The organism is Litorimonas cladophorae, from assembly GCF_014652455.1.
In the GTDB taxonomy this organism is placed as follows: domain Bacteria; phylum Pseudomonadota; class Alphaproteobacteria; order Caulobacterales; family Maricaulaceae; genus Litorimonas; species Litorimonas cladophorae.
The window spans coordinates 107864-132993 of sequence record NZ_BMYV01000002.1 but is presented as its reverse complement, the minus strand read 5'-3'; the positions used below and the strand labels follow the sequence as shown (position 1 = coordinate 132993).

Here is a 25130-nt window from a genome sequence, read left to right as displayed (position 1 = left end):
TGAGCGTCGCTCTAATCAGTCGGAGATAGACGTTGCTGAGGCGCGAACTTGGCGACCAAAACCCCTAAGCACGCACTCGCAATGACGGCCAGTAGCGACGCCTTTGTCGCGACTTCGAATGTTAGAAAGCCGGTCTCTATCGCGCCAATAAAATTTCCCAAAACCGACCCTATAAGCCCTGTGTCGCCTACGAGACGATCTGACATGACTCCATTTTTTAAAGTGGACGCGAAAACAGGCAATGGCACGATTACAAGGGAGGTCAGGAGACCGGCCAATCCCCCCGTTAACAGATCTGCCCGCCAAGAGCGTAGCGCCGTCCAAACGACGTAGCTAACCAAAGCGGTTCCAATGGCAATGACGCTGCCGATTTTAAGGAGGTCAAACACAATGTCGGATTGACCGCCGATTTGGAGCGCGGCCGTCACGCAACCAAAAACCGTCGCTAAATTCGTCATCGACGCCGTGAACACAGATCGTTGCGATGTCGGCATGATTTTCAACATAATGGGGCTTAAAGCCATCTAATCGACGAGGTCATCCCAAAAAGCTTTTGCCTTATCAAAGAAATTCTTCGACTCGGGCGAGATAGAGCGCTCTCCGCTTTCGGCGGCAAATTCGGCCAGAAGTTCCCGTTGGCGTTTGCTCAGACCAGACGGTGTTTCGACAGCGAGTTCAATATACATGTCGCCACGCTTGTCGGACCGCAAAACGCTCATGCCTTTGCCACGCAAACGAAGACGTTTGCCCGTTTGGCTGCCTTCACTGACTTTAATTTTAGAGCGTCCGCCATCAATTGTCGGGATTTCAATATCTCCGCCAAGGGCCGCGACCGTCATCGGCACAGGGGCCCGGCAGAAGAGATTGGCGCCGTCACGTTCAAACAGATCATGCGGCTTCACACCGACAAAGATATAGAGATCGCCGCGTTGACGCCGACCGTCTGACCCACGTTTTGGCGCAGCGTCGCCTTGGCCCGTCAAACGAATGCGCGTGCCATCTTCGACGCCCGCCGGGATGGACACGTCCAATTCGGTTTCTTGGCGCGTCTGTCCGACGCCATCACAGGCGTGACAAGGATCAGAGACATATTCGCCTTGTCCACCACAGGTCGGGCACGCCCGTTCCATTGTGAAAAAACCCTGCTGTTGGCGTACGCGTCCCGCACCTGCACAGGTCGAACAGGTTTCGACGGTAGCACCAGGTTCAGCCCCAATGCCGTCACACCGTTCGCAATCCTCTGCAATAGGCACAGTTATATCGATGTCTTTTCCCGCGAAGGCTTCTTCGAGCGTTATATCGAGTTCATAGCGAAGGTCGGAGCCGCGTTGAACAGTTTCGCGCTGGCGGCGTGCGCCACCGCCGCCGAACATATCGGCAAAGCCGCCACCTCCGCCGCCACCGAACATTTGCGAGAAAATATCGTTGAAGTCTTGGAAGCCACCGGCGCCACCACCGCCGCCTTGGGCAAAGGCGTCATGCCCCATGCGGTCATAGGCGGCGCGTTTTTGCTCATCGGACAAGATGCCATAGGCTTCATTTAGTTCTTTAAACCGAGCTTCCGCCTCGGGATCATCTGGATGACGGTCGGGGTGACATTCCATCGCCTTCTTGCGAAAAGCTGACTTCATTGTTTTCGCATCGGCGGTTTTGGTAACGCCTAGAATTTCGTAATAATCTCGTTTTGACATGATCTAAGGGTCTCGTTTCGCGACCACGACATTCATACGTGTGCGTGTTCTAATTAAATAGTTATGGGTTTGCGTGAGTTCAATGAGAGGGTCTGCAGAGGTCTCGTCCAATTCTAAAATCATCATGTGAGGATGCAGGCTTTCAGGGGCTTGCTCAAAAAACTGCGTGAGGACAGCCAAATCTTGGCCTTCGATATCCAATTTCAAAGCCGCGATGCGATCTAACTTTTTCAACTCGCATAATTGCAGCAAGGTCATAGCTGGAACGGATTCGCCCTGAGCAGATATTTTGCCTTCGCCGTGATTGCCATTGCCATCAGACAAGAACACCTCGCCAGCTTCCGTTGAAATCGCAGAGCGGACTAATTCAATATTCGTATTTGAGGCGGCAGCGTTTACAGTCAAACGTGTGCTCATTTCTGCACTGGGTTCAACCGCGATGAGACGGATATCCCGTCCTGCTATCTCGGCTTCAACATTGATGAATAGGGAATAAAGCCCGACATTCGCGCCGACATCGAGAAACACGTAAAGCTGCTCGGGTGGATATCCACTGACGTGGCCCCCAAGAGCCGCGCGTTCTTCATGATCCCAAATTTGCACACCGCAAAGTGCACGTTTTTCACAGCGATTAGTAGAAGGGTACAGGCGGGCGCGAACACCCGGATAGTCAATATGGACATCCACATCGAAAGGTTCACTCAGACCTCTAATTGCGCGTTTCCGAGCCCACGAGATCCGCCAGCGACCCATGCGGGTGTCAGGATGGTATTCCGCGCTTAAGCGAATGCGTTCCCGCCTTGCGGGCAGCGCATAGGTCCCGAATGGCGGGTCGATATGTGGTGTATTCCCCATTTGAAAAAGGCCCCGCGCTATAAACGCGGAGCCCTTGAGCTCTTTAGACGCGACGCGCCTTAGGCGACGTTCTCGTCATCCACATCTTCGAATTCAGCATCGACAACGTCGTCTTCGTCATCAGCGTCTTCTGCTTGTGACTTTGGACCTTTGTCAGCTTCGGCCGCAGCCGCTTCGTACATGGACTCGCCAACCTTCATCAGGGCCGCAGACAAGACTTGGACCTTATCAATGATAAGGGCTGTATCTTCGCCTTCGGAAACTTCTTTGGCTTCAGCCAATGCTTCTTCAACCGCAGCTTTGTCTTCTGGCGTGATCGCTTCGGCGTGTTCAACCAAATCAGTCTCAGCCTTATGGATCAGCGCTTCAGCTTGGTTCTTCGCTTCGACCAATTCGCGGCGAGCTTTATCGCCTTCTGCATTGGCTTCAGCATCTTTGACCATAGCTTCGATATCATCATCGGACAGACCGCCAGAGGCTTGGATGCGGATCTGCTGCTCTTTGCCTGTTGCATTGTCTTTGGCCGATACGTTCACGATGCCGTTGGCGTCAATGTCAAAAGTGACCTCGATTTGCGGCATGCCGCGTGGTGCGGGTGGGATACCGACCAGATCGAATTGACCGAGCAGTTTGTTATCCGCCGCCATTTCGCGTTCGCCTTGGCTGACCTTAATCGTCACAGCTGCTTGGTTGTCAGTGGCTGTTGAGTAGACCTGCGACTTCTTCGTTGGGATCGTCGTGTTACGATCGATCATCCGTGTGAACAATCCACCTTCAGTTTCGATACCGAGCGATAGTGGCGTAACGTCAAGCAAGAGAACGTCTTTAACGTCACCTTGCAAAACACCAGCTTGGATCGCCGCGCCCATGGCAACAACCTCATCTGGGTTCACGCCCTTATGTGGCTCTTTGCCGAAGTATTTAGTCACGGCCGCTTGGACAGCTGGCATACGCGTCATACCGCCGACCAAGACAACATCGTCGATGTCTGCCGCGGAAAGGCCTGCATCTGCAATGGCCTTTTTGATCGGTGCGATCGTGCGTTTGATCAAATCATCGACAAGCTTTTCGAGCTTGGCGCGCGAAAGTTTCATATTCAAATGTTTCGGGCCCGTCGCATCCGCCGTGATGAACGGTAGGTTCACTTCGTAGGACGAGGCTGTGGACAGCTCTTTCTTGGCTTTCTCTGCTTCTTCGCGGAGACGCTGGAGGGCAAGCTTGTCTTTTTTCAGATCAATGCCGTTCTCTTTTTTGAACTCTTCCGCGAAATATTCAACGATACGCATATCGAAGTCTTCACCGCCGAGGAATGTGTCGCCGTTTGTGGATTTCACTTCGAAGACGCCATCGCCGATTTCGAGAACGGACACATCGAATGTACCGCCGCCGAGGTCATAAACCGCGATCGTTTTGCCGTCTTCTTTGTTCATGCCGTAAGCCAGCGCCGCAGCGGTTGGCTCGTTGATGATACGAAGAACTTCGAGGCCCGCGATCTTACCGGCATCTTTTGTGGCCTGACGCTGGGCGTCGTTAAAGTAAGCTGGAACCGTGATAACGGCCTGCGTAACAGTCTCGCCGAGATAGTCTTCAGCGGTTTCTTTCATCTTCGTCAATGTCATGGCGGAGATTTCAGCCGGGGACAGAACTTTGTCACGGCCTTGCACATAGGCGTCGCCGCCTTTGCCGCTGACGATTTTATAAGGAACGAGTTTCGCGTCTTTCTTGATCGCCGGGTCTGTGAAAGGACGACCGATCAAACGTTTAACGGCGAAATAAGTGTGCTCTGGGTTTGTTACCGCTTGGCGTTTGGCTGGCGTACCGATCAGGCGTTCGCCATCTTCAGTAAATGCAACAACCGATGGGGTTGTGCGCTGGCCTTCTGCGTTTTCGATAACTCTTGGCTTATCGCCGTCCATAACTGCGACACACGAGTTGGTGGTGCCGAGGTCAATGCCGATCACTTTTGACATAATATACTCCAAATGCGGTGCAGACCCGAATCTCGGCATCTGCGATACGTGATTTAATGTTTCAGGTTAGCGCGCACCATTACAGTCGCAGGACAAACCTTTATTCTGGGTCCGATATGGGGCGGCAGAAACGACTCGCAAGGGTAAAGAGTCACATTTTTGTGTGGGAGGGCCCCTAGAGCGTAGATTCTGGCGTGAATCGGAAATGACCCGTGATTGAATGGTCGAAAAGCATGTCGCTTTCCTCTGGCCCTCGGCCAATGTTGTGGATGATCAGCGGGGTTCCAGATCGCCCAAGGCGGTCTGAGACAATCCCGATATGCGGCAGGCCGCCGCCGCCCGCACCACCGTCCAAACGCCAGCTGACAATGTCACCAGGTAAATAGTCTGCGGCGACCGCTGAAATGGGCAGATTATGACCTGCGCGGGTCAACCATGTCTCCATATTTGGGACCCTGCGGTGATCAATATTCTTGTCAGGGCGGGTTAACCCCCAAGTGGTGAGGTAGAGCTGAAAGTTCTGGGCCATGTCCTCATGCACGGCTTTTTGGAAATCAAATCCATAGGCGGCGCGGTAACTCCGAATAATGACATCCGTGCAAACGCCGATGGTGGCAGGGACATCGCCGCCGGGATAGTCGAGGCCGATATATCGCCCGTCATAGACAACTATAGCCGAGAGACGGTCACGTGCCGCCGCAACCAAAGGCGCCGCTAAAATTGAGGGCCGTACGGATTGCGGTGGGGGCAAAGTCTCGCGCTGAATGGCGGCAAGGGCCCGCTCGGTTGCGGGCGCTGTGGCCTTAATTTGTGGCTCCCCCTTTGGCGAATTCAGGTCTTGAGATGCTGATTTTTTTGGAGCCGACACTTCGGCGTCTGGCTCCGTTTCCGCACACGCTGTCCAACCAAGAGGCAGGATCAAAAACGCCACGAGACGCGCGGCAAACGTCATGAAAACGAACCCAAACTGGGGACATCTGTCATGAAAGTGACACAAAACTACGGGTATTTGTCATAAAAGTGCTATAAACGCGTCAACGTGACGTTTCACCTGAATTTTCTGTCACATCCGCGACTTAAAAAAGGGGTTCGGGGCTGGACTCGGGCAAGTCGGCAGGTCAGGGAATTTTCAGAAGTTCCTTTTTGATGAGACGACGAGATGTCTAACCCCCTTCCGACTTCCCAGCGCAAAATTGCGCCTGCTGATATTTTCCGCCTCTTGGGCGCAATCTTGTTCCTCGTTTTGGTTTATGTCTTCGTCCAACGCGAATTTGGAGCGCTTTCGGGTGACCCAAGCTTTTTGATTTTTGGCGCTGTTGTCGGTGGCTACATGGCCATGAATATTGGCGCAAATGATGTCGCCAACAATGTGGGGCCTGCAGTGGGCTCCGGAGCCTTAGGCCTTGGTGCTGCGATCATCATCGCCTTTATTGCAGAAGCCAGCGGCGCTTTGATTGCTGGCGGCGATGTCGTTTCGACGATTAAAGGCGGCATTATCGACCCCAACTATTTTAAAGACGAGTTGGAAGTCTTTGTTTGGGTCATGGCATCAGCGCTTTTGGCGGCGGCTTTGTGGTTAAACTTGGCGACCTTTATCGGCGCGCCTGTCTCCACCACCCACTCCATCGTAGGCGGTGTCATGGGCGCGGGTATTGCCGCAGGTGGCTGGGCCATTGCGGATTGGTCTGTTGTCGGCAAAATCGTGGCAAGTTGGGTCATCAGTCCCGCCATGGGTGGCGGCATCGCAGCGCTCACGCTTTATTTTGTGCGACGCACGGTCCTCGACCAGTCCGATATTGAAGGGTCTGCCAAACGTGTTGTGCCGATTTTGGTCGGCGTTATGGCGTGGTCCTTCTCGACATATTTGATCCTCAAGGGCCTGAAAAAAATTATCAAAATTGAATTTGTTCCCGCTCTGGGGATAGGCTTCATAATCGGCTTGGCGGTTTTGGTCATCACGGGTTGGCTGCTAAGGCGTGCGCCTGATGTGCGTAAGAACACAAAAAAGGGCGTCGATCACTTGTTCATGATCCCGCTAATCGTGGCGGCGACATTGTTGTCTTTCGCGCATGGTGCGAATGACGTGGCCAATGCCGTTGGCCCATTGGCCGCGATTAACACCGCCATTCAATCGGGTGAAGTGGCCTCAAAAGCGGGCATCCCAATTTGGGTCATGTTAATTGGTGCCGTGGGTATTGCGGTTGGCCTTGCACTTTATGGCCCAAAATTGATCCGTACCGTTGGCTCCGAAATTACAACGCTAAATATGACACGCGCCTTCTGCGTGGCTCTCGCGGCGGCGATCACAGTGATCATTGCCAGCCAGCTCGGCCTGCCCGTGTCGTCGACACACATCACAATCGGCGGAATTTTCGGGATCGGTTTCCTGCGCGAAGCGCTAGCTGCCCATGAGAAAGCGCGGGATGATTGGATCGCGCAAGCCGTTACTACCGCGACTGATTTTACAGCGCGTTACGAGGCGGCTGTCTTGAACGAACGTCGCGGATTGATGAAGGAGGTTGCCGCGCAAACCTCTGGTCCATCCGCTAAGGACTGGCGCGCTATGAAAAAGAAGCATCGTCCTCGCCTCGTTGAACGTTCGCTTTTGATGAAAATCGTAGCGGCGTGGGTCTTGACCGTGCCTTTAGCGGCGATCCTTTCCGCGGTCGTCTTCTTTATCATGCGCGCATTATTTGGCTAAATCGACGGACTTCCCCGAGGGCTTTGCCCATTATCCGCTCTATTTTTCACCCGAAGAGCAGACGGCGTTAATTGACGCCGTCAAAGCGGCCACGCAAACAGCGCCATTTTTCCAACCCCGAATGCCTCGCACGGGCGCCCCGCTCTCCGTGGTGATGAGTAATTTCGGCACATTGGGTTGGGTGACTGATAAAGAGGCGGGGTATCGATATGAGCCGACGCATCCGATCACGGGTGCGCCTTGGCCACCTTTACCGGATTTGCTCACAAAGCTTTGGCGGGAGGTTGCGGATTGGCCAGACCTCCCTGAAGCCTGCCTTATCAATTGGTACCGCGCCGAGGGCGGGAAAGATGGGGCCAAGATGGGCATGCATGTCGATTCTGATGAATTGGCAGTCAACGCGCCCGTCGTCTCGATTTCATTGGGAGACCCTGCAATGTTTCGGATCGGCGGGCCAAAACGCGGCGGACCCACACAAGGTGTCAAACTGATGAGCGGTGATGTCGTCGTCCTCGCGGGCGCGGCGCGTCGATGTCATCACGCCGTCAGCAAAGTCTATTATGGCGAAAGCGCCCTTGTCCCAAAAGGGGGGCGGCTCAATCTGACCATGCGGCGCGTAAACGTCTAAGGCGTCCACCCACGCCCCTCTTTTGTCGGGTTGCAACGCTGTCTTCCACATAGGAGGGTCACAGCATGTTAAATCGTCTAATCTCCATCTCTGTTTTCATCGCGCTTTTATGCGCTGCCTCGAGCGCCACCGCGCAGGATTATGTGGAGGAACGCGCAGAAGCGGTGAGGCGCGGTTTATTGCTTTATGAATTTGATTCTTCGGCTTGGGTCGCGACGGATGCCTTGCGTGACAAAAAATCGGCGTGGAAGCTGTACACTGAAACTGCCAAGCCTAAGGGCTGGGTTACGACCGAAGTCGGCAAGGGGCGGCTCATGACATCTTTTGTGGCCGAGTTGAACGGCGAGATTGTTTCCGTTTTTGATGCGGTTACGAAAGGCCGCAAGGTTAAAAAGAAAACGACTTATCCCCTCGGTCGCGCTCTGACGGATCAAGAAGCCTTGCAATTGCAAGCCAAGGCCGCGCTGCCGCTAAGCCAGATCGAACCCTGTCGGGATTTGCTGCCAATGAATACAATTGCCATCCCGACAGGCCAAGCGGATGAAGTTTTCGTCTATCTCATGTCGTCGACGCAAAAGTCTAACGAGATCGTTTTTGGTCGCCACTACAGGTTCAAGATCCGTGGCGATCAGCTGGTCGAAACTGTAAAGTTCTCAAACTCATGTTTGACCATACCCAAGGCGCCAAATGGAGTTGGCGCGGTCGTATCGCATGTCTTGACGCCCTATCCGCAAGAGCATCATGTCTTTGCAGCCCTCTCACATGATTTGCCGGTCTATGTCACAACCCCAAAGACGGGTACGCTTTGGAGAATTAAAGACCAAAAGATCACCGCTGTAGAAAGATAGCGGGTTAATAGGTCCCACCTTGACCCGAGCGAGCGACGCGCCCAAAGGCCGCCGCTATGACATTCGACGCCCCCACAATTCCAGATATCATCGGCCTGATCGGTGTTGGTTTCATCTTGCTGACCTATGCGGGTTTGACGCTGGAGAAGATCAACCCAAAGGGTTGGCGCTATAGCTTAGGTAACGGCCTCGGCGCTATCCTGATCTTAATCTCGCTCTTTTATAGCTTCAACCTCGCTAGCTTCGTCATCGAGATTGCCTGGCTAGCGATTAGCGTGATTGGTTTGTGGAAAGCGTGGCGTAGAGATTAGGGAAGATTTTGGATCTTTAACACGTCCGCACACGCTTTGACGATAACGCGTTTATCTTGCCAGTCTAAACCCTCTAATTCATCCGCGTGTCTGATCTTGCAAATCTCATCGCGTTGATCTGGTAGAAACCGCGTTTCATTTTGAAATGCATGAAGGTCTACAACGCGAGTCCCCAACAAACATGTCGCCGTCGCACCGTTGCGTTTCCAGATCGGGGCTTGGTACAAACCGTCTATCTCTGCGTTTTCTGAAACAACCTCTGCCTGAAATTCCGCTTTTCGGGCATCAGACACAACGTCATCCTCATCGACATAATCGTTCAAAGTTACGTAGAAATCGGGAACATTTACCTCAACAGGGTCAAGAAATGATATGTCTTCCAACGGCTCCTTATTTTTACGTTTTGGGTCATTTTGAACATAGGCATCTCCGCAAGCCGCCCAATCGCCGTCCGCCGTCGGGTAGACGCTATAAAAATTGTACTTGCTATGTACGCGACCATGAGGACCGTCATGGATGAAGACGAGAATCGCCTCGTCACCTTTAGAAAATCGAGGCTCTCCATAATGATCATAAGCCTCAAAATCGATAACGGGCGCGTCAAAGTCTCCACTTACAACTTTTAAAACACCATACCGCGCCTGATATCGGCTATCCATGTGAATGATATTCTCATCATATTCGGGACTTCCTCGCTTTGGCGGGAAATTTTGATCCCGCGCCACAAAGATTTTTTCCGCGACAATTGAGATAATCTGATGTTCACTTCGCTCAGAGCTCGCATCAAAAGGCACCTCATTCCCCGCCCAACTCGCTACAGAAATGCAGAATGAGGTCGTCAAAAAGACAGGAAGCAGGACTGTTGGCAAGGAACGCATAGTCGGCCTATAGCAGGGATTCATAATTTTGGAAATTGTCATGACCGCCCCTCTCTTTTCCCCCCTCACATTGCCCAATGGCCGTGTCGTTCAAAATCGCCTGTGCAAAGCCGCGATGGAAGAAAACATGGCCGATGCGGGCCAAGTTCCCGGTCAAGCGCTGGTCAATCTTTATACGGCTTGGTCCAATGCGGCCGCCGCCGCCGATGCCGGTCCAGGGATTGTTTTGTCTGGCAATGTTATGGTTGATCCCACCGCAATGACGGGCCCAGGTGGTGTGGTGTTACAAGCCGGTACATTGGATGACCCAACCGTGCGCGCACAGTTTGAACGCTGGGCCGAGGCCGGCAAAGCAGGCGGGTCTAAATTCGTCATGCAAATCTCTCACCCGGGACGACAGCTTTATGCCGCGATGGGGGTTGAGCCTGTTTCACCCTCTGCGACCAAAGTCTCGCTGCCGGGCATTGCCGCTAAAATGTTCGCACCGGCTCGCGCCCTCACGGCCGATGAGGTGCGCGGTCAAATTCGGCGCTTTGGGGAAACGGCATTAGCGGCCCAAGCGGCTGGCTTTGACGGTGTTCAAATTCATGCGGCACATGGATATTTGGTGGCCCAATTCCTCTCGCCCCTCACCAACCAACGCGACGATGAGTGGGGCGGCCCGCTAGAAAATCGCGCGCGCTTTTTGCTCGAAATTGTGCGCTCCATTCGAAATCGCGTGGACCCCGACTTCATTGTTGGCGTAAAATTAAATAGCGCCGACTTCCAAAAAGGCGGCTTCGACATCGTGGACTCAGAGCAAGTTGTCGATTGGCTGAACGCCGAAGCCGTTGACTTTATTGAGGTCTCAGGCGGCAGCTATGAAAGCTCCGCGATGATGGGAAATTCCGCAGACGGACGGATGGAAACGTCCACCGCAAAACGCGAGCTTTATTTCTTTGATTTCGCAAAACGTATTTCAAAAATCGCAAATATGCCCGTCATGGTTACGGGTGGCGTAACCAAGCGGGAGACAGCAATTTCTGCCCTGACCGATGCGGGCGTCGCCATGGTGGGGATTGGGCGCGCCTTTGCTTATAATCCGACACTCATTGCCGATTGGCGTAAGGATCGTGCCACTGAAATCACCATTGGTCGTGCAAAATGGAAAGACAAAGCCCTCGCCTCCCTCGCGGGGATGGCCCTTACCAAGCAGCAACTCTACCGTCTCGGCGACGGCCTTGGGATTAAGAAAAAGCAAAACGCGCTTTGGGCGACGCTCGGCCAACAGCTCAAAACCAGCAGGCTAACGAAACGCTATAAGGCGTGGCTGGCCGCGCAGAACGGTTAGAGCGGTCAAACCCATTTAAAGATATTTGGGAGTCGGCACCTAAAAGCGCGTGCCGCCCTTCAATTGCAGGCCGCGCCAGATCAGCAATAGCAATGCGCCCAGCCAGACAAAGCAAGCCATGATGAAGAGCAAGTTGCCTTCTGCCAAAATCGTCTGACCATCTGCGCTCCATTCCGTGGGCGTTGCAATGCCCAGCGGCGTGAACAAATGGAAGACAATCGCACCACTCATCGTGCCCAGCGCAATCAACGCTCCCAGAAATTGACTGCGCGCGGCGTTGCGCGGGGATGATTTCAAGGTAAAAACAACGGGCAGCACAAGCACCAAAAGACTGGCGGCAAGTTCAGCCAAACCAATGACCCAAGGTCCTGCGGGGTAGAACAGGCCAATGCCAGACCAGTCTCTCAACGTTGTGAAAATGTGCTCTGGGGTCGGATGACCCGTAAATTTATACCGCAAACTATCAACGAAAATAATAGTAATAAATAAAGCGATGGGCCAGCTGGCCCATTTCATAAATTTCGACATGTTGGCTCTCCTCCAATTTGGGACAGAGTGTCTCACCACGTGCAGATGTGTCAAAGAAATTCGGAACACTTTCCCGTGTCAGGCCGTTGCTTAGGTACATTCGCCCACCACAGGAGACACATATGGCCGACCTAAAGGACTTTAAAGAAAACCCACAAAAGCAATTGTTGGAGCACCTCAAGGATGCGCGCTGTGTCATGCTTGGTTCACCAAACCCGGGTGAGCATATGCAGCCGATGGCGCCCCAGCTTGATGATGACATGATCGAAAACGACTCTGGCGCGATTTACTTCTTCTCCGACCGGACCTCAGACCTCGGCAAAGCCGTGCTGAATATGGATAAGGACGTGATGATGACATATATGGAAAAAGACTATCAAGCCTGCGTTCGCGGTCGACTTTTTCCCAATACTAACCCCGCCGTCATTGATCGTTTTTGGAACTCAATCGTGGCCAGCTGGTATCCAGGTGGAAAGACGGATCCGAAAATGCTCGTCTTGCGTTTCGAAATGAAAGACGCCGCGCTATGGGCCAGCACAGGAAATCCGATTAAGTTTTTCTACGAAACCACGAAAGCCAATATGACCGATACGTTACCTGACGTTGGCGACAAGGCACATATCAAAGTCTCATAAAATCCCTGACTAAAAGCGGCCATTTTGCGTGTTCCCCTACGCAGGCCGTAATTGTGAAAACCCGATCCGGTATCGCCGTGATCGGGTTTTTACGTTCTTAAAAGTCTTTCCCTTCGATGGAGAAAATAAATCGCAGCTGTTTCAGGTCTTTAGAACAAATAACAGGAGATGCGTCCTCCGAACTAAAACCTGTGTCATCATAGGCCTGTCTTCTTTCAACGGGCGGTCATGTGCACATTGATCTGACTGGAAAGAAGCGGCGCTTGTCATTGGGAGAGACCGGGTAATGTCGATCAATCTGGGTGGCCTAACGCGAGCTGATTACCCCACGACTGGGTTGTTCGGCCGATTCGTGCATTTCTATTTTCACAAAAATAGAACCATCGAAAAATGGGCAGCCTTTGCCCAATTTTCGATTCCGAATAAACAGAATTGCACCAGGAAAAAGGCGTCGTCGCGAGTGTCCCTTCGGGGTCGAAAACCAAAACCAAGCTTTTCCAGTTCCGCTGGACCCTAGAATACACTCGCGAACATCCCGACCTTCGGGGCATTTTTCCAGAGAAGAGATACAAAAAGCCAAAGGGAGACGACCTAGGCTTTTGAGGGATGCGAAAGCTGAGGCAGTCTGCTTGGCCAACCTACATTTCAGGATGGCAGATCAGCATCGCACAAATGGCTATAGCCCAATGCTGCGGTAATGCAGAGCGATGTCGCTAATGGCGACATAAAAGGCGGCTGTACGCAGATCTTCTAGCTCGGGCTTTTCTTTGAGCGTGTCGCGAATATTGCGATAGGCCAGACGCATGGTATCATCCAAACCTGCCCGCACGAGATCAAGTTCATCCGCGCCATCGAGATATTTCGATTTAAAGCCGCGGGTGAACTTCATGCCCTGCTTTTCGAGCGCTGTGATCAAGGCATTGTTACGGCCTTCTTCATAACGGCGCTGCAAACGACCGAAACGGATTTGGTTGATATTTTTCACCCACTCAAAATAGGACACGGTCACACCGCCCGCATTAGCAAACATATCAGGAATAATCGTGATTCCGCGGTCACGGAGAATTTTATCAGCCTTCGCGGTGACAGGACCGTTCGCGGCTTCAATAATCAGCTTGGTTTTGATGTCATGGGCATTGGTCATATTGATGACCGACTCCAGCGCCGCAGGGATTAGGATATCGCATTGGTCGGAGAGCGCGTTTTTATCTTGCGAGACTGTGCCGCCTTCAAATTCGGCCAACGGGGCGCCCGACATCATGTGGTCTTTCAACTTTTGAATATCAAGACCGTCTTTATTCCGGATTACGCCGTCTCGTTCGATGACCGTGATGATTTTGGCTTTGTCTTCGGTTTGTAGGAACAACGCTGCATGGAAGCCCACATTGCCGAGACCTTGGACGACAATCTTCTTGCCTTTGAGGTCGCCGCGGAAGCCTGCAGCTTTAACGTCATCGGGATGGCGGAAAAATTCTTGGAGCGCATATTGTACACCGCGTCCGGTGGCTTCGGTGCGGCCCATGATGCCGCCCAAATGCACAGGCTTGCCCGTCACACAGGCGATGGCATCAATATTTTCATTGTTCAGGCGACGATATTCATCGGCCATCCACGCCATTTCCCGCTCGCCTGTACCCATATCTGGGGCAGGGACGTTGAGGGACGGATGGATCAGGTCGCGACGCGCCAATTCAAAAGTAAAGCGGCGCGTAATGCGTTCTAACTCTTCCTCGTTCCAATCTTTTGGATTGATGCACAATCCGCCTTTGGAACCGCCAAAGGGCACGTCTACAAGTGCGCATTTATAGGTCATGAGCGCCGCTAGCGCCTCAACTTCGTCTTGGTTCACGCCCAGTGAATATCGAATACCGCCTTTGACGGGCTCTTTATGTTCTGAATGCACAGACCGATAGCCGGTGAACGTATGGATATCGCCACGCAATTTTACGCCAAAACGGACCGTATAGGTGGCGTTGCAAACACGGATTTTTTCAATCAGTTTGGGGGAAATATCCATGAAACTGGCGGCACGGTTGAACATGAGTTCGACCGATTCACGGAAGCCGAGTTCTTGAGTTGGTAGGTTGGACATCACGTCACCTCTTGAAAGAAAATCCGTCTGTATAGGTAAGCCGCCCTAACGCGGGACGGGCGCAATTGTAACTCTATTTATTCAGCGAACGCACAAAATTTAGCCCTAACCTTAACTGTTATCGGTAGATCTCGCTTAACGGGGTTTTAGGTTTTAGGCACCATAATTCGGACATGCCAGAGGGACGAAACGATGAATAAACCTACGCCGCCAACAGCCGTGCCAACCCCAACGGCTGTGCCATGGACGCCCGATATGATGGGCCAACCTCAAGTCAATGCGCAGGCTGCCGTACAGACGTCACTGCCTCCACTTCCCTCGGCAGGGGCTCCAACGCCTCAGGGGTTTGGTCAACAAGCGATACCGCCGCAAATGACGCAACCGCACGGTTTCCCGCCTCAGCCTCCTGCGCCCATGCCGAAGTCGGCCCCGCAATCCTATGCGCCGCCTCAACCCCCTGTATCCGCGCCAGCGTCCGCACAAGAATTCTCAGCGCAACAGCAGATGCATCCACGCCCTCAAGCTCAAGCTCAAGCTCAGCCGCATTATCAGGCCCAGACTTACGGGCAGGTCAATCCGCACGCTGTGCCGCAAATGGCTCCGCCGCCTTTGATGGCCGCCCCGCCACATCAGATGCCTCCGCAGATGCAAAATCGACCTCCTCTTGCGGCACAAGGACAGCCCCCTGCGGCACCTGCCCCAGGTTCCGCCGCTCAACCTGAGGCAAAGAGCTTGCTTTCGAAACTTCTAAAGCGGAAGCCCAAAGCCAACCTCGCAAGACCCGCCGCGCCCACAGAGGCGGCCGCAAAGCCAGAGTCGTTGTTGAACAAGAATTTTGCGCTGGGTGCGCTGACGGGTTTGGTGATCGGCGCCGTTGTCTTGCCAATGCTCATGGGTGTGTTGTTCGGTGAGGCCCCAACGGCAGCGCAAGTTCAAGCCGCGGCGCAACCCCTTGCGCCTGTCGAATTTGTGGAATCTGCGGCGCTAGCCGTTGAAGGCGAAACATTCGTCGACAATGCCCTAAACGCCGAGACACCTTAATTTCGGCAAGGCAAATTTTGGTCGCGCGAATGTCTTCGGCGCGACCTATATTTTGTTAAATATTCTTTCCGGCCTTACGATCGCGGGCTTTGAGCAGGCGTAAGCGTAAGGCGTTGATCTTGATAAATCCGCCCGCATCCGCTTGATCATACACATCGTCCTCTTCGAATGTGACGTGTTCTTGAGAGTAAAGCGAATATGGGGATTTACGGCCCACAATATCGACATTGCCTTTGTAAAGCTTGAGGCGAACGGAACCTGTGACCAGCTCTTGCGATTTATCAATCGCGGCCTGTAGCATTTCACGCTCTGGTGAGTACCAATATCCGTTATAGATGAGCTCGGCATATTTCGGCATCAATTCATCTTTTAGATGGCTGGCGCCTTTATCCATTGTGATCTGTTCAATGCCGCGATGGGCCATGAGCAAGATTGTCCCGCCTGGCGTTTCATAGACGCCGCGCGATTTCATCCCGACGTAACGATTTTCCAAGAGGTCAAGACGACCAATACCGTTGGCGCCGCCCAGCTCATTGAGCTTTGTTAGAATTGTTGCCGGCGACATGTCGACGCCATCGATTGAGACAGCGTCGCCGCGCTCAAATCCGACTTCGATAAAAGTAGCTTTATCTGGCGCATCTTCGGGGGAGACTGTGCGCTGATAGATGAATTCTGGAGCTTCCTGATAGGGGTCTTCGAGGACTTTGCCTTCGGAAGATGTGTGAAGCAGGTTCGCATCGACAGAGAACGGGGCTTCACCGCGCTTATCTTTTGCGATTTCGATATCATGCTTTTCAGCATATTCGATGAGCTTGTTACGCGAGTTCAAATCCCATTCACGCCACGGCGCAATGACTTTGATTTCTGGGTCGAGCGCATAATAGGCAAGTTCGAAACGGACTTGGTCATTCCCCTTGCCCGTCGCGCCATGACATACGGCATCGGCACCGACTTGATGGGCGATTTCGATCTGACGTTTAGAGATGAGCGGACGCGCAATAGACGTGCCCAGCAGATAAAGGCCTTCATAGAGCGCATTGGCGCGGAACATTGGGAAGACGAAATCGCGAACGAATTCCTCGCGTAGGTCATCGATGAATATTTCTTTGACCCCTGCCGCTTCGGCTTTGCGACGCGCGGGTTCGAGTTCTTCGCCCTGGCCTAGGTCAGCGGTGAAAGTGACGACTTCGCAGCCCTTTTCTTCCTGCAACCATTTTAGAATAATTGAGGTGTCGAGACCGCCGGAATAGGCAAGGACGACTTTCTTGGGTTTACTCATGACTTAGGACTCCATTTCGGGGCGACATAACCCAAAACCGTTTACAAAAGCTAGTGTGAGTTCTACTGCGGCTGGGAAGAATGAAACGAGGGCAATTGTATCATGTTCAGGCTAAGGGTTTTAGCATTAACTTTACTCGCGCTGATTTTCAGCTCCTTGTCTGGTTGGGCCCAGACCAGTGAGGTTGAACCCCCCGCCGCAGCTCCGGAAAATGTTGTTGAAATTCCTGCCGCTGTCCCCGTCGTTGATCTAGACGACCCCGCCATCAGAGCCGCGTTGGAAGCGAGGGAAGCCGCAGACGCCGCACTGGCTGAGGCTGTGAGGAAGCAAGCGGAAGAAGCCCAGAACCTTGAGGGGAAAGGGACTGGTGAGGGTGAGAAGAAAGAGTCCATCATCCCTTCCAGTCCTGAGGATATAAAAGCGCTGGCAGCCTCCATAGGCGATAAAATTTTGGGATGGCTCAAGAGTCCGTCCTTTCTGGCGCAAGTTGGGGCCATTATTTTCGCTTTCATCGTTTCTCCGTTGGTCGGGCGGGCATTGCGAAAGAAAGTTTTTCTCTTCAGAGACCCACCTGTCGAGGACGTGAAATTTCGTCTCATTCGAGATTATATTTATCGTGCGCGAAACCTACTTCGCCCCATTGTCTTCGTGGGCTTGCTGGCGGCTTTTGCTGCCATTCTCACGGCGATCCCAGCGGCGGGTCAAAGTTGGCTCGTTAAATTAGTCCAAAGTCTCGCCGTGGTATTCTTACTATATAAGACCATTACAGAATTCGTGGGTAATGAACTGATCCGAAAGATCGCGATCTGGACGGTCATCCCGCTCGCGTTGATTATGACATTTGGATATTTTGACGATCTGATCAATGCACTGAATGGCGCACAAATTATGGCGATCGGCGACACGCCGATAACGTTGATGACGGTGATCCTGCTCCTTATTTTTGGGTCTATCTTTTTCAAACTTGGAAACGTTGCTAATGCCAAAGGGCAATCGGCGATCCGCTCTCAAGAGGGGTTGGATGCAGCGACACAAGAGGTTGTTGGGAAACTTTTCCAAATGGTCCTGTTCACCATCATCTTTATTTTGGTGATGGGCGCCGCAAAAGTGCCGCTGTCGGGGCTCGTGGTGATCTTCTCGGCTTTGTCTTTGGGGATTGGTTTGGGCCTACAACCCATTGCGGCCAACTTCGTATCGGGGCTGATAATTCTATTCGATCGGTCTGTGAGGGTCGGGGATTATGTGGTGCTTCCGGATGGGCAAGAAGGCTTTGTTGAGGCCATTAACATGCGCAATACGGTGGTGGAGACCCCTGATGGTAAGGACATCATGGTGCCAAACACAAAGTTCACGGAAGAGGCCTATGAGAACTGGACCCACAAAGACCCACGCCAACGATATGAGGTTCATTTTAGCGTAGCCTACGACACGGATATCGACACTCTGGAAGACATGCTCATTCCAGAAGTATTGAAACACCCGCAAGTTTTGCGCGAGCCTGAAATGCCGGACCTAGAATTCCGCAGCTTTGGCGACAATGGGATCAATATGGCGATTGAGTTCTGGTGCGACGGGATTGACGATGGGCCGAATAAGTTCACGTCAGACTTGAACTTTATTGTGTGGCGGACTCTCCGCGATAACAAAATCGAAATCCCGTTCCCACAACGTGTCACGCATGTGAAATCTGTCTAGGGATATTCAGCTCGGTTTCCCACAGACATAACGCCGCCCAGAGAGGCGACGTGTTGGCTGTCAGTTTAGAGCGTAGCGCTAGCGCGGTGGCATGCGGGCGCCCGCGTCTGTCCGGATGTACTCGCCATTAATATATGCATGTTCACACATGAAGAGTGCCACTTCGCCAAATTCGTGCGGCTGGCCGAAACGGTTCGGGAATTGGACATGCGCGCGCAAGGATTCTTTCACTTCGGGTTTCATCTGCTCGTAAATAGGCGTCTCGTAGAAGCCAGGGAGGATGGTATTTACGCGGATGCCTTCGCGCCCCAAATCCCGGGCCATTGGAAGCGCCATTGAGAGAATGCCGCCTTTAGATGCCGCGTAAGCCAATTGACCAATCTGACCATCTTGGGCCGCGACGGACGCCGTATTGATAATTACGCCACGTCCACCGTCAGGATCCGTCGGGTCCAGCGCCATCATCGCAGCGGCAGATTTGGACGCGCAAAGGAAGCTGCCGAACAGGTTGATATCGATCACGCGCTTAAAAGCGGCGACATCATGGGCGATGATTTCACCTGTGTCGCGTTTGCGGCTGACCGTTTTCATACCGAGGCCGATTCCAGCACAGTTGACCAAAATACGCTCTGTGCCATTTGCGTCTCGAACAGCGGCAAAGCCGGCGTCAACGCTGGCTTCATCCGCCACGTTTACTTTGGCAAAGGTTCCGCCGATGTCTTTTGCGACCTTTTCGCCACGTTCGGCATTCATATCGAAAATTCCGACTTTGACGCCTTTGGCAGCTAGCGCGCGCGCGGTCGCTTCGCCGAGACCCGAAGCGCCGCCCGTAACGACGGCTGTGATTTCGTTTGATAATTTCATGACGCTCTCCGAATGAGGTGTTGGGTATGTTTCGTTGGCGCAGACCTGCCGATTTGCAGCGAGGCAATCAAGTCTCGTTTTCGACATACGCTGAAATGACTTTGCATAGGCGGATCGAATGCAATATAAGTGATCAATCACTTATATCTCACCCGCCATTCGTAAATGAAGGTCGACAAACTGAAATACCTCCCGCTTAAAGGTCCTCAACTGAGTAGCGAGTGATTAATCACTCATTTATACTTTGAAGGTAGATTCAGATGCAGGCCGAATATCCGCAAGGGTACGCGGAGCAGAATGAGAGGCGAGTTTATGGAGATGGTTTCAGACGAACGTGGCGTAACCGCCGCCGCCGGAACGGCCAAAGCCCGGATTGAACGGGCTGCGCTCACGTTATTTGTTGAACGCTCCATAGAGGGCGTCTCGACCAAATCGATCGCCGCCCAAGCAGGCGTTAGTGAAGGCCTGCTCTATCGGCACTTCAAATCCAAAAGTGATCTGTCGCGCACCTTGATGAAAGCAATCCACGACCAGCTCACCATTCTTGTTCGGGCGCACTCAGGACAAAGTCTAGAGGCCGCCGTGGCCGATATTGTGCGGGATTATGCCGCTTTGGCCGATAATGATTGGCCGCTTTTCGCTTATCACCTGCTCTACATGCACCGCTTCCCAAACCTTGCAAGCGATGGACCTTTGCGCGCGGCGGCGGAGCTTGTGGCATTTAACCAGAGCGCGGGACGCCTGCCCGCTGCGGTAGCGCCTGATCTTTTGGCTTCAATGGCCTTGGGCGTCGTCTTGCAAGCCGCCCATGGTAAGCTGTTGGGCGCAAACATCGAAGCCTTGTCCGACCACATCGACATGTTTGAGCGGGCCGTAATGGCCGTGTTGGAGGACGCGTAATGCGCACCTTAGCCTTTAATATTTTCTTCTTCCTCGCGACATTTATCTATGGTCTGAGCTGTCTGATTTGTTCGCTCATTCCCGGCCGCAAAGCCCTCATGGGGGCGCTCAAGCGCTATACGAAAATCATGGTTTGGGGGATGCGCCGTATTGGTGGCATGGATATTGAAGTGCGCGGAAAGGCTAATATTCCAGCGTCGGGTCCCGTGATTATTGCGTCAAAACACCAATCCTATGGCGATGGATTCGTCATCTTCTCACAGTTCGAAGACCTAAGCTTTGTAACAGGGGATCACTTGGAGAAGTTTTGGGGCCTGAAACGCATCCTGACCAAAATGAACGCCGTGGTCATAGACAGTTGCGGAGGCTCGGATTCCCAAGCCAAAATGGAAAAGCAGGCGGCTGCGGTTCGGACAGAAGGGCGGCGGCTTCTAATCTTTCCAGAAGGCCATCTGTCACGGATTGGAACCCATCACCGCTATCGCAAAGGTGTTTGGCACCTACAACAAGACTTCAATTGTCCCGTAATTCCCGTCGCCAACACATTGGGTCAACGCTGGAACCAGTCGGATTGGGCCAAATTCACGGGTAAGGCCGTTGTCGAATTTATGGAACCGATCCAACCCGGCCTCGACAAGGAAGCCTTTATGGAGCTGTTGCAAGATAAAATCGAAGGGCAGTCCATCGCTCTGCTGGATCTGGAGAATTTGGGCGCGCTGAATCCTGCCGATATCGGAAAAGAAGAAGAGAACCACGTTGCGCTCGCCAAAAGGTTGGCACGCGAAGAGAAAGCGGTTTAGGCACATCCATGGCTAATAACAAAATGATGAAGATCGACGTCAAACCTCGACCCCTTCTCCTCTCACGGCGCTTCGCCCCGCTGTTCGTGTTATTTCAGACAGGAACATTTAACGATAACGCGCTGAAGAATGCGTTGATTGCGTTGATTACTTATGTCGCCGTAATCGACGAGTCTTTTAACTTCCTACCAGGACTGCCCGAAGAGGCGAAAGTCCCGATCGCGGCCTTGATCTTCACAGGCCCGTTTTTAGTCTTCTGCTCTATTGCGGGGCAAATTGCGGATAAGGTCGATAGAGGCCAGATCTTCCGCTGGATCAAACGCGCTGAAGTCGGGATTATGTTATTGGCGAGTTTTGGTTTTGTTTTTCAGAACATTACAATTCTGGCGATTTCCTTGGGCCTAATGGGCACGCAATCGGCCTTTTTCTCGCCCACTAAAAATGCGGTCCTGCCACAATGGTTGACTAGTGATGAGTTGATCAAGGGCAATGGTTTAATGTCGGGGGCGCAGTTTGCCTTTTTGCTGATTGGCACAATTGTCGGCATCCAATTGGCAACCAACCACCCCCTCATTCTAGCTGGACTTCTCATGGGGCTTGCCATTGTAGGCTGGATAGCCGCCGAGACGTGCCCGCCAGCGGCTGCACCCAATCCAGATTTGAAGGTCAATTATAACCCCGTCACGGCAATCATCGGCGTCTTGAAACAAATTTTTCAAAACCAAGACGTCTTGCGGCCTTGGTTGGGGATCGCTTGGTTTTATGCGCTTTCCACAATTTTCATCACTGCCTTCCCCAGCTTTATCGCCAATGTGATGGGCTATGAGAAAGGTGTCCTTCAAGTCGTTTTAGTTGTTTCCACCGTCGCAATCTTAATCGGCTCATTAATCACCATGTTTGTCGGCAACTGGAAAATTTGGGGTCCAGAAGCAATCCGTCTCGTCGCTGTCGGAATTTTGGGCGTCACGGGTTTTTCGCTTTTGCTGTATCTCGCGCCGTCTCCAAAATATTTTGGCCCAGAGGCATTTGGTCCAGCGGGCGAGTTTTTGAAAGACCCAAATACGCCGTTATTCTTGGCGAGCGTCGCTGGCGCATCGATGTTTAACGGCATGTTTGTTGTGCCTTTACAGGCCATGGCACAGCGTCGGGCGCACCCAAAAATTCGCGCCCAGCTGATGAGTGCAGGGTCCGTGCTCTATAATTTCTTTGTAAACATTGTAACGTTCGGGCTGATCGGTTTGGCGCTGTTGAATATGCCGCCAAAAGCGCCGTTTCTGATGGTTGTTATCGGCAGCGCTTGCGTCGCGGCTTATGCGATTTGGCGGATGTTCCATCTGGAAAATCGCAAACAGTATTAGAGGTGACGGCTAATCTGTCATTGCACCTGTTTTCGCATGGATATTTAACGCAGGATTAACCGTGAGGGGCGCAAAGTTGAGGCCTTATGACACGACGCACATCCACAATTGTTCTGACCTATATCGCGGCGGCGGCTTTGACGACGAGTCCCGCCTTTGCGAATACCGATGCACGGCTGGCGGGAAAGCACGGCGACTGGTCTGTTTACACACAGGGCTCTGGGGCGAAACAAATCTGTTACGTCTTGAGCGAGGCACTGGCGAAATCCCCTAATAATGTGAACCATGGGGATATTTATTTCATGGTGTCGAATTGGAAGAATGGCGCCGCGACAGAGCAACCGTCATTCTTGGCCGGTTATGAGCTTAAAACCACACGCGCCCCGAAAGCGCAGGTAGGCTCAACAGCTTTGTCAATGTTTGCCGCCGATAATGAAGCTTTCATCTCAGAGAATAGTGACGAGCGAAAGCTTGTCTCAAAAATGCGCGCGGGATCAACAATGACCGTTTCCGCCGTATCCAAACGCGGCACGCAAACGCGCTACACATTTTCGCTTAAAGGCGTCACGGCGGCGCTTAAGCAAAGCAAAACGGCTTGCAGCTAAAGCCTGTTGCAGGATAGAGGTCGGGCCATGACACATAATGGCAAGACAACAAACATCGGCATTTTGGGCGCAGATGGCCGCATGGGCGCGGCCGTCATACGCGCCATCGCCGAACACCCAAATGCGCGATTGACAGCGGCCGTAACAGCCCCGCAATCCACAGAACTGGGGAGAGATGCCGGCGTTGTTTCAGGTGGCTCCGAAATCGGTGTGAGCTTAAGCGCCGATCTGAAATCAGCATTAAACGCCTGCGATGTTTTGATTGATTTTTCCGCGCCGAAAGCCGCCATTGACGCGGCTTTGATATTGGCGGGCACGGGTCATTCTGGGCGATGCCATGCGATGGTTTCGGGCACCACAGGCTTTACCAAGACAGAGGACGCCGCCTTTGAAGCGGCCGCGAATGAGATATCTCTATTGCGGTCGGGTAATTTTTCGCCGGGCGTCACAGCACTTTCGGCACTGGTCGAACTTGCCACAGAAAAATTAGGACGCGGCTGGGATATTGAAATCCTGGAGATGCATCACCGTCACAAAGTCGACGCACCGTCGGGCACAGCTTTGCTGTTAGGGGAAGCTGCGGCCAAAGGCAGAGGGCTGGATCTAAGCCAATCCCAAGTTCTCTCTCGCGAAGGAATGACGGGGACGCGTCGAGATGATGACATTGGCTTTGCAACCCTACGCGGCGGCGGCGTAGTCGGAAGTCATGAGGTGCGTCTAGCCTCCAGTTTGGAAATGATCACCTTATCCCATGATGCCTTTGACCGATCTGTTTTCGCTAGGGGCGCGTTGTCTTCTGCACTTTGGCTCGTGGATCAACCAAAAGGCCTCTATTCGATGCGGGATGTCTTGGGCTTTTAGGCCTTAAAATTCATCGCCAATATCGGAGCCGCCATAGAGGTGCTGGTCAATTTCATATTGTAAATTTCCCGGTGCAGTTTGATGATAACGTCGGGACGCGGCATAGCCAATGCCGACCCACGTCGCGATCATTCCGAAGAACAGGAAAAACTGCCAGACCAAATATCCGGGCTCGATCACACGGCTTTGACCCGACAGGTTATAAATCAGGTTTAGAAACGCTTCGAATCCCAACATTGCCAGAGGTGTGAGTACAAGGATTGCTAAGGCGCCGACTGCCGCATGGGCAGGCCCGCGCGGGCCATACACCCGTCTGTAAATGCGTTCATATTCGTCACGCGAAAGCGCGTCAGGCACCATGCCGTTCCCTTTTTTATAGTCGTAATCATCGCGCGCGTCGTCGCGCACACGGATCCAACCGATCACCGCCCGCAACCCTAAAAAGAGCGCAAGCGCGCCCATCATGATCAAGGCCCACCAAAATGAAATTCCGTCAAAACTACGCATAGTTACAATATAACGATACCCGTTCTGCGTTACAAGTGCGCGGGTCCGCACGCACTATTATTTCTACGGCGAGTCCCCTTTAGCTTGGGTCGCCAACTTTGTGACATCTAAAATGCTTTGCCCCAAATATATTGCTATGACGTATTAACGACAGTAGGCGACGTTCTATCGCCTTGTCACCAGATTTATTTGCTTAGAAAGTTTTCAATGTCCGCTGAAACTCCTCCCGTCATTGGCCTCGTGTGCGGATCTCTGCGTCTCGGGTCGATCAATAAAACCCTCGAAAAAGCGCTTATCAAAAAATTCAAACGTGCAGGTGCGAAAACGACCTCCATTAATTTAGCGACCTATGACCTTCCCCTTTACCACGGCGATATCACGCTGCCAGAGGGTGTTAAAAAGCTGACGCGCAAATTGCGGTCCTGTGATGGCATTGTCATAGTTAGCCCTGAATATAATGGCGGTCTGCCGCCGGTGTTGAAAAATGCAATTGATTGGACATCGACGGATGACACAACCCATTTTCGCGAGCGCTATTGGGGCATCGCCTCTTGCACGCCCGGCCCAATGAGCGGCATCATGTGCATGCGTCAGATTAATTATATTTTGATGCGCGTCGGCTGTCACGTATCACCCATTCAGGTTGGTGTTGGGAATGCATCAAAAGCTTTCGACGCGAAGGGTGAGCTAATAGCGGAACCTTCCGCCAGCCTCGCTGACAAAATGATCGCCGATATGTTGGCTCACGTTTGA

General features: G+C 52.7%; 25 protein-coding genes. 14 read left to right on the top strand and 11 right to left on the bottom strand.

The genetic code is table 11. The features are described from left to right. Positions 1-11 precede the first annotated feature (11 nt). The 5 genes from IE073_RS08475 to IE073_RS08455 all read right to left on the bottom strand — a co-directional run bounded on the left by IE073_RS08475 (position 12) and on the right by IE073_RS08455 (position 5468). A complete protein-coding gene (locus IE073_RS08475; protein WP_189584292.1) occupies positions 12-506 on the bottom strand; it encodes a hypothetical protein in 495 nt (164 codons plus the stop codon). 18 nt (positions 507-524) lie between these two features. Then, positions 525-1691 (bottom strand): molecular chaperone DnaJ, encoded by a 1167-nt coding sequence (gene dnaJ / locus IE073_RS08470; RefSeq protein ID WP_189584289.1) that lies wholly within the window; start codon positions 1689-1691, stop codon positions 525-527. 3 nt (positions 1692-1694) lie between these two features. Beyond that, a complete protein-coding gene (locus IE073_RS08465) occupies positions 1695-2546 on the bottom strand; it encodes an FkbM family methyltransferase (protein ID WP_189584286.1) in 852 nt (283 codons plus the stop codon). Between the two features lie 59 nt (positions 2547-2605). Then, positions 2606-4516: a molecular chaperone DnaK gene (gene dnaK / locus IE073_RS08460; RefSeq protein WP_189584283.1), complete on the bottom strand. Its 1911-nt coding sequence runs from the start codon at positions 4514-4516 to the stop codon at positions 2606-2608. Positions 4517-4691: 175 nt separating this feature from the next. Continuing rightward, positions 4692-5468 carry a DUF1287 domain-containing protein gene (locus IE073_RS08455; protein ID WP_189584280.1) on the bottom strand — a complete coding sequence of 259 codons (777 nt, stop codon included), beginning with the start codon at positions 5466-5468 and terminating at the stop codon, positions 4692-4694. A gap of 207 nt (positions 5469-5675) precedes the next feature. Between IE073_RS08455 and IE073_RS08450 the strand changes: the two genes are divergently transcribed. The 4 genes from IE073_RS08450 (at position 5676) to IE073_RS08435 (ending at position 9004) form a co-directional block, all read left to right on the top strand. Then, positions 5676-7217, top strand: a complete 1542-nt coding sequence (locus IE073_RS08450) for an inorganic phosphate transporter (RefSeq protein ID WP_189584277.1) — start codon at positions 5676-5678, stop codon at positions 7215-7217. Continuing rightward, positions 7210-7845, top strand: a complete 636-nt coding sequence (locus tag IE073_RS08445; RefSeq protein ID WP_189584274.1) for an alpha-ketoglutarate-dependent dioxygenase AlkB family protein — start codon at positions 7210-7212, stop codon at positions 7843-7845. The genes IE073_RS08450 and IE073_RS08445 overlap by 8 nt, the downstream gene beginning before the upstream one ends. Positions 7846-7910: 65 nt before the next feature. Continuing rightward, on the top strand, positions 7911-8693 hold the full coding sequence (locus IE073_RS08440; protein WP_189584271.1) for a hypothetical protein: 783 nt from the start codon (positions 7911-7913) through the stop codon (positions 8691-8693). Positions 8694-8749: 56 nt separating this feature from the next. Further along, entirely contained in the window at positions 8750-9004 is a 255-nt protein-coding gene (locus IE073_RS08435) for a CBU_0592 family membrane protein (protein WP_189584268.1), read from the top strand. On the opposite strand, the gene IE073_RS08430 is transcribed toward IE073_RS08435, so the two are convergent. Next, positions 9001-9882, bottom strand: coding sequence for a hypothetical protein (locus IE073_RS08430; RefSeq protein ID WP_189584265.1), 882 nt, complete (start codon positions 9880-9882; stop codon positions 9001-9003). The two genes, IE073_RS08435 and IE073_RS08430, sit on opposite strands and share 4 nt — an antisense overlap. 40 nt (positions 9883-9922) lie before the next feature. On the opposite strand from IE073_RS08430, the gene IE073_RS08425 reads away from it, so the two are divergent. Beyond that, a complete protein-coding gene (locus tag IE073_RS08425; RefSeq protein WP_189584262.1) occupies positions 9923-11212 on the top strand; it encodes an NADH:flavin oxidoreductase/NADH oxidase family protein in 1290 nt (429 codons plus the stop codon). A 39-nt stretch (positions 11213-11251) separates the two neighbouring features. Here the strand turns inward: IE073_RS08425 and IE073_RS08420 are convergent, their stop codons facing one another. Then, positions 11252-11740 (bottom strand): hypothetical protein, encoded by a 489-nt coding sequence (locus IE073_RS08420; RefSeq protein WP_233349939.1) that lies wholly within the window; start codon positions 11738-11740, stop codon positions 11252-11254. Between the two features lie 122 nt (positions 11741-11862). On the opposite strand from IE073_RS08420, the gene IE073_RS08415 reads away from it, so the two are divergent. Continuing rightward, entirely contained in the window at positions 11863-12375 is a 513-nt protein-coding gene (locus tag IE073_RS08415; protein WP_189584259.1) for a pyridoxamine 5'-phosphate oxidase family protein, read from the top strand. Positions 12376-13051: 676 nt separating this feature from the next. Here the strand turns inward: IE073_RS08415 and IE073_RS08410 are convergent. Continuing rightward, a complete protein-coding gene (locus IE073_RS08410) occupies positions 13052-14467 on the bottom strand; it encodes a Glu/Leu/Phe/Val family dehydrogenase (RefSeq protein ID WP_189584257.1) in 1416 nt (471 codons plus the stop codon). Between the two features lie 192 nt (positions 14468-14659). On the opposite strand from IE073_RS08410, the gene IE073_RS08405 reads away from it, so the two are divergent. Then, entirely contained in the window at positions 14660-15508 is an 849-nt protein-coding gene (locus tag IE073_RS08405) for a polyadenylate binding domain-containing protein (RefSeq protein ID WP_189584255.1), read from the top strand. 55 nt (positions 15509-15563) lie between these two features. On the opposite strand, the gene IE073_RS08400 is transcribed toward IE073_RS08405, so the two are convergent. Further along, positions 15564-16787: an argininosuccinate synthase gene (locus IE073_RS08400; protein ID WP_189584252.1), complete on the bottom strand. Its 1224-nt coding sequence runs from the start codon at positions 16785-16787 to the stop codon at positions 15564-15566. Between the two features lie 156 nt (positions 16788-16943). On the opposite strand from IE073_RS08400, the gene IE073_RS08395 reads away from it, so the two are divergent. Beyond that, on the top strand, positions 16944-18482 hold the full coding sequence (locus IE073_RS08395) for a mechanosensitive ion channel family protein (RefSeq protein WP_233349937.1): 1539 nt from the start codon (positions 16944-16946) through the stop codon (positions 18480-18482). 78 nt (positions 18483-18560) lie between these two features. On the opposite strand, the gene IE073_RS08390 is transcribed toward IE073_RS08395, so the two are convergent. Beyond that, positions 18561-19346: an SDR family NAD(P)-dependent oxidoreductase gene (locus tag IE073_RS08390; protein WP_189584246.1), complete on the bottom strand. Its 786-nt coding sequence runs from the start codon at positions 19344-19346 to the stop codon at positions 18561-18563. A 312-nt stretch (positions 19347-19658) separates the two neighbouring features. Between IE073_RS08390 and IE073_RS08385 the strand changes: the two genes are divergently transcribed. The 5 genes from IE073_RS08385 (at position 19659) to dapB (ending at position 23870) form a co-directional block, all read left to right on the top strand. After that, entirely contained in the window at positions 19659-20246 is a 588-nt protein-coding gene (locus IE073_RS08385; RefSeq protein ID WP_189584243.1) for a TetR/AcrR family transcriptional regulator, read from the top strand. Then, entirely contained in the window at positions 20246-21046 is an 801-nt protein-coding gene (locus IE073_RS08380; RefSeq protein WP_189584240.1) for a lysophospholipid acyltransferase family protein, read from the top strand. The genes IE073_RS08385 and IE073_RS08380 overlap by 1 nt, the downstream gene beginning before the upstream one ends. An 8-nt stretch (positions 21047-21054) precedes the next feature. Next, complete coding sequence (locus IE073_RS08375; protein ID WP_189584237.1) at positions 21055-22404, top strand: MFS transporter; 1350 nt, start codon at positions 21055-21057, stop codon at positions 22402-22404. A gap of 86 nt (positions 22405-22490) precedes the next feature. Next, positions 22491-23009: an invasion associated locus B family protein gene (locus IE073_RS08370; RefSeq protein WP_189584234.1), complete on the top strand. Its 519-nt coding sequence runs from the start codon at positions 22491-22493 to the stop codon at positions 23007-23009. Positions 23010-23036: 27 nt separating this feature from the next. Continuing rightward, complete coding sequence (gene dapB / locus IE073_RS08365; protein ID WP_189584231.1) at positions 23037-23870, top strand: 4-hydroxy-tetrahydrodipicolinate reductase; 834 nt, start codon at positions 23037-23039, stop codon at positions 23868-23870. Positions 23871-23873: 3 nt separating this feature from the next. Here dapB and IE073_RS08360 read toward each other — a convergent pair whose 3' ends face one another. Next, positions 23874-24377, bottom strand: a complete 504-nt coding sequence (locus IE073_RS08360; protein ID WP_189584229.1) for a hypothetical protein — start codon at positions 24375-24377, stop codon at positions 23874-23876. Positions 24378-24584: 207 nt separating this feature from the next. On the opposite strand from IE073_RS08360, the gene IE073_RS08355 reads away from it, so the two are divergent. Further along, positions 24585-25130 carry an NADPH-dependent FMN reductase gene (locus IE073_RS08355; protein ID WP_189584226.1) on the top strand — a complete coding sequence of 182 codons (546 nt, stop codon included), beginning with the start codon at positions 24585-24587 and terminating at the stop codon, positions 25128-25130.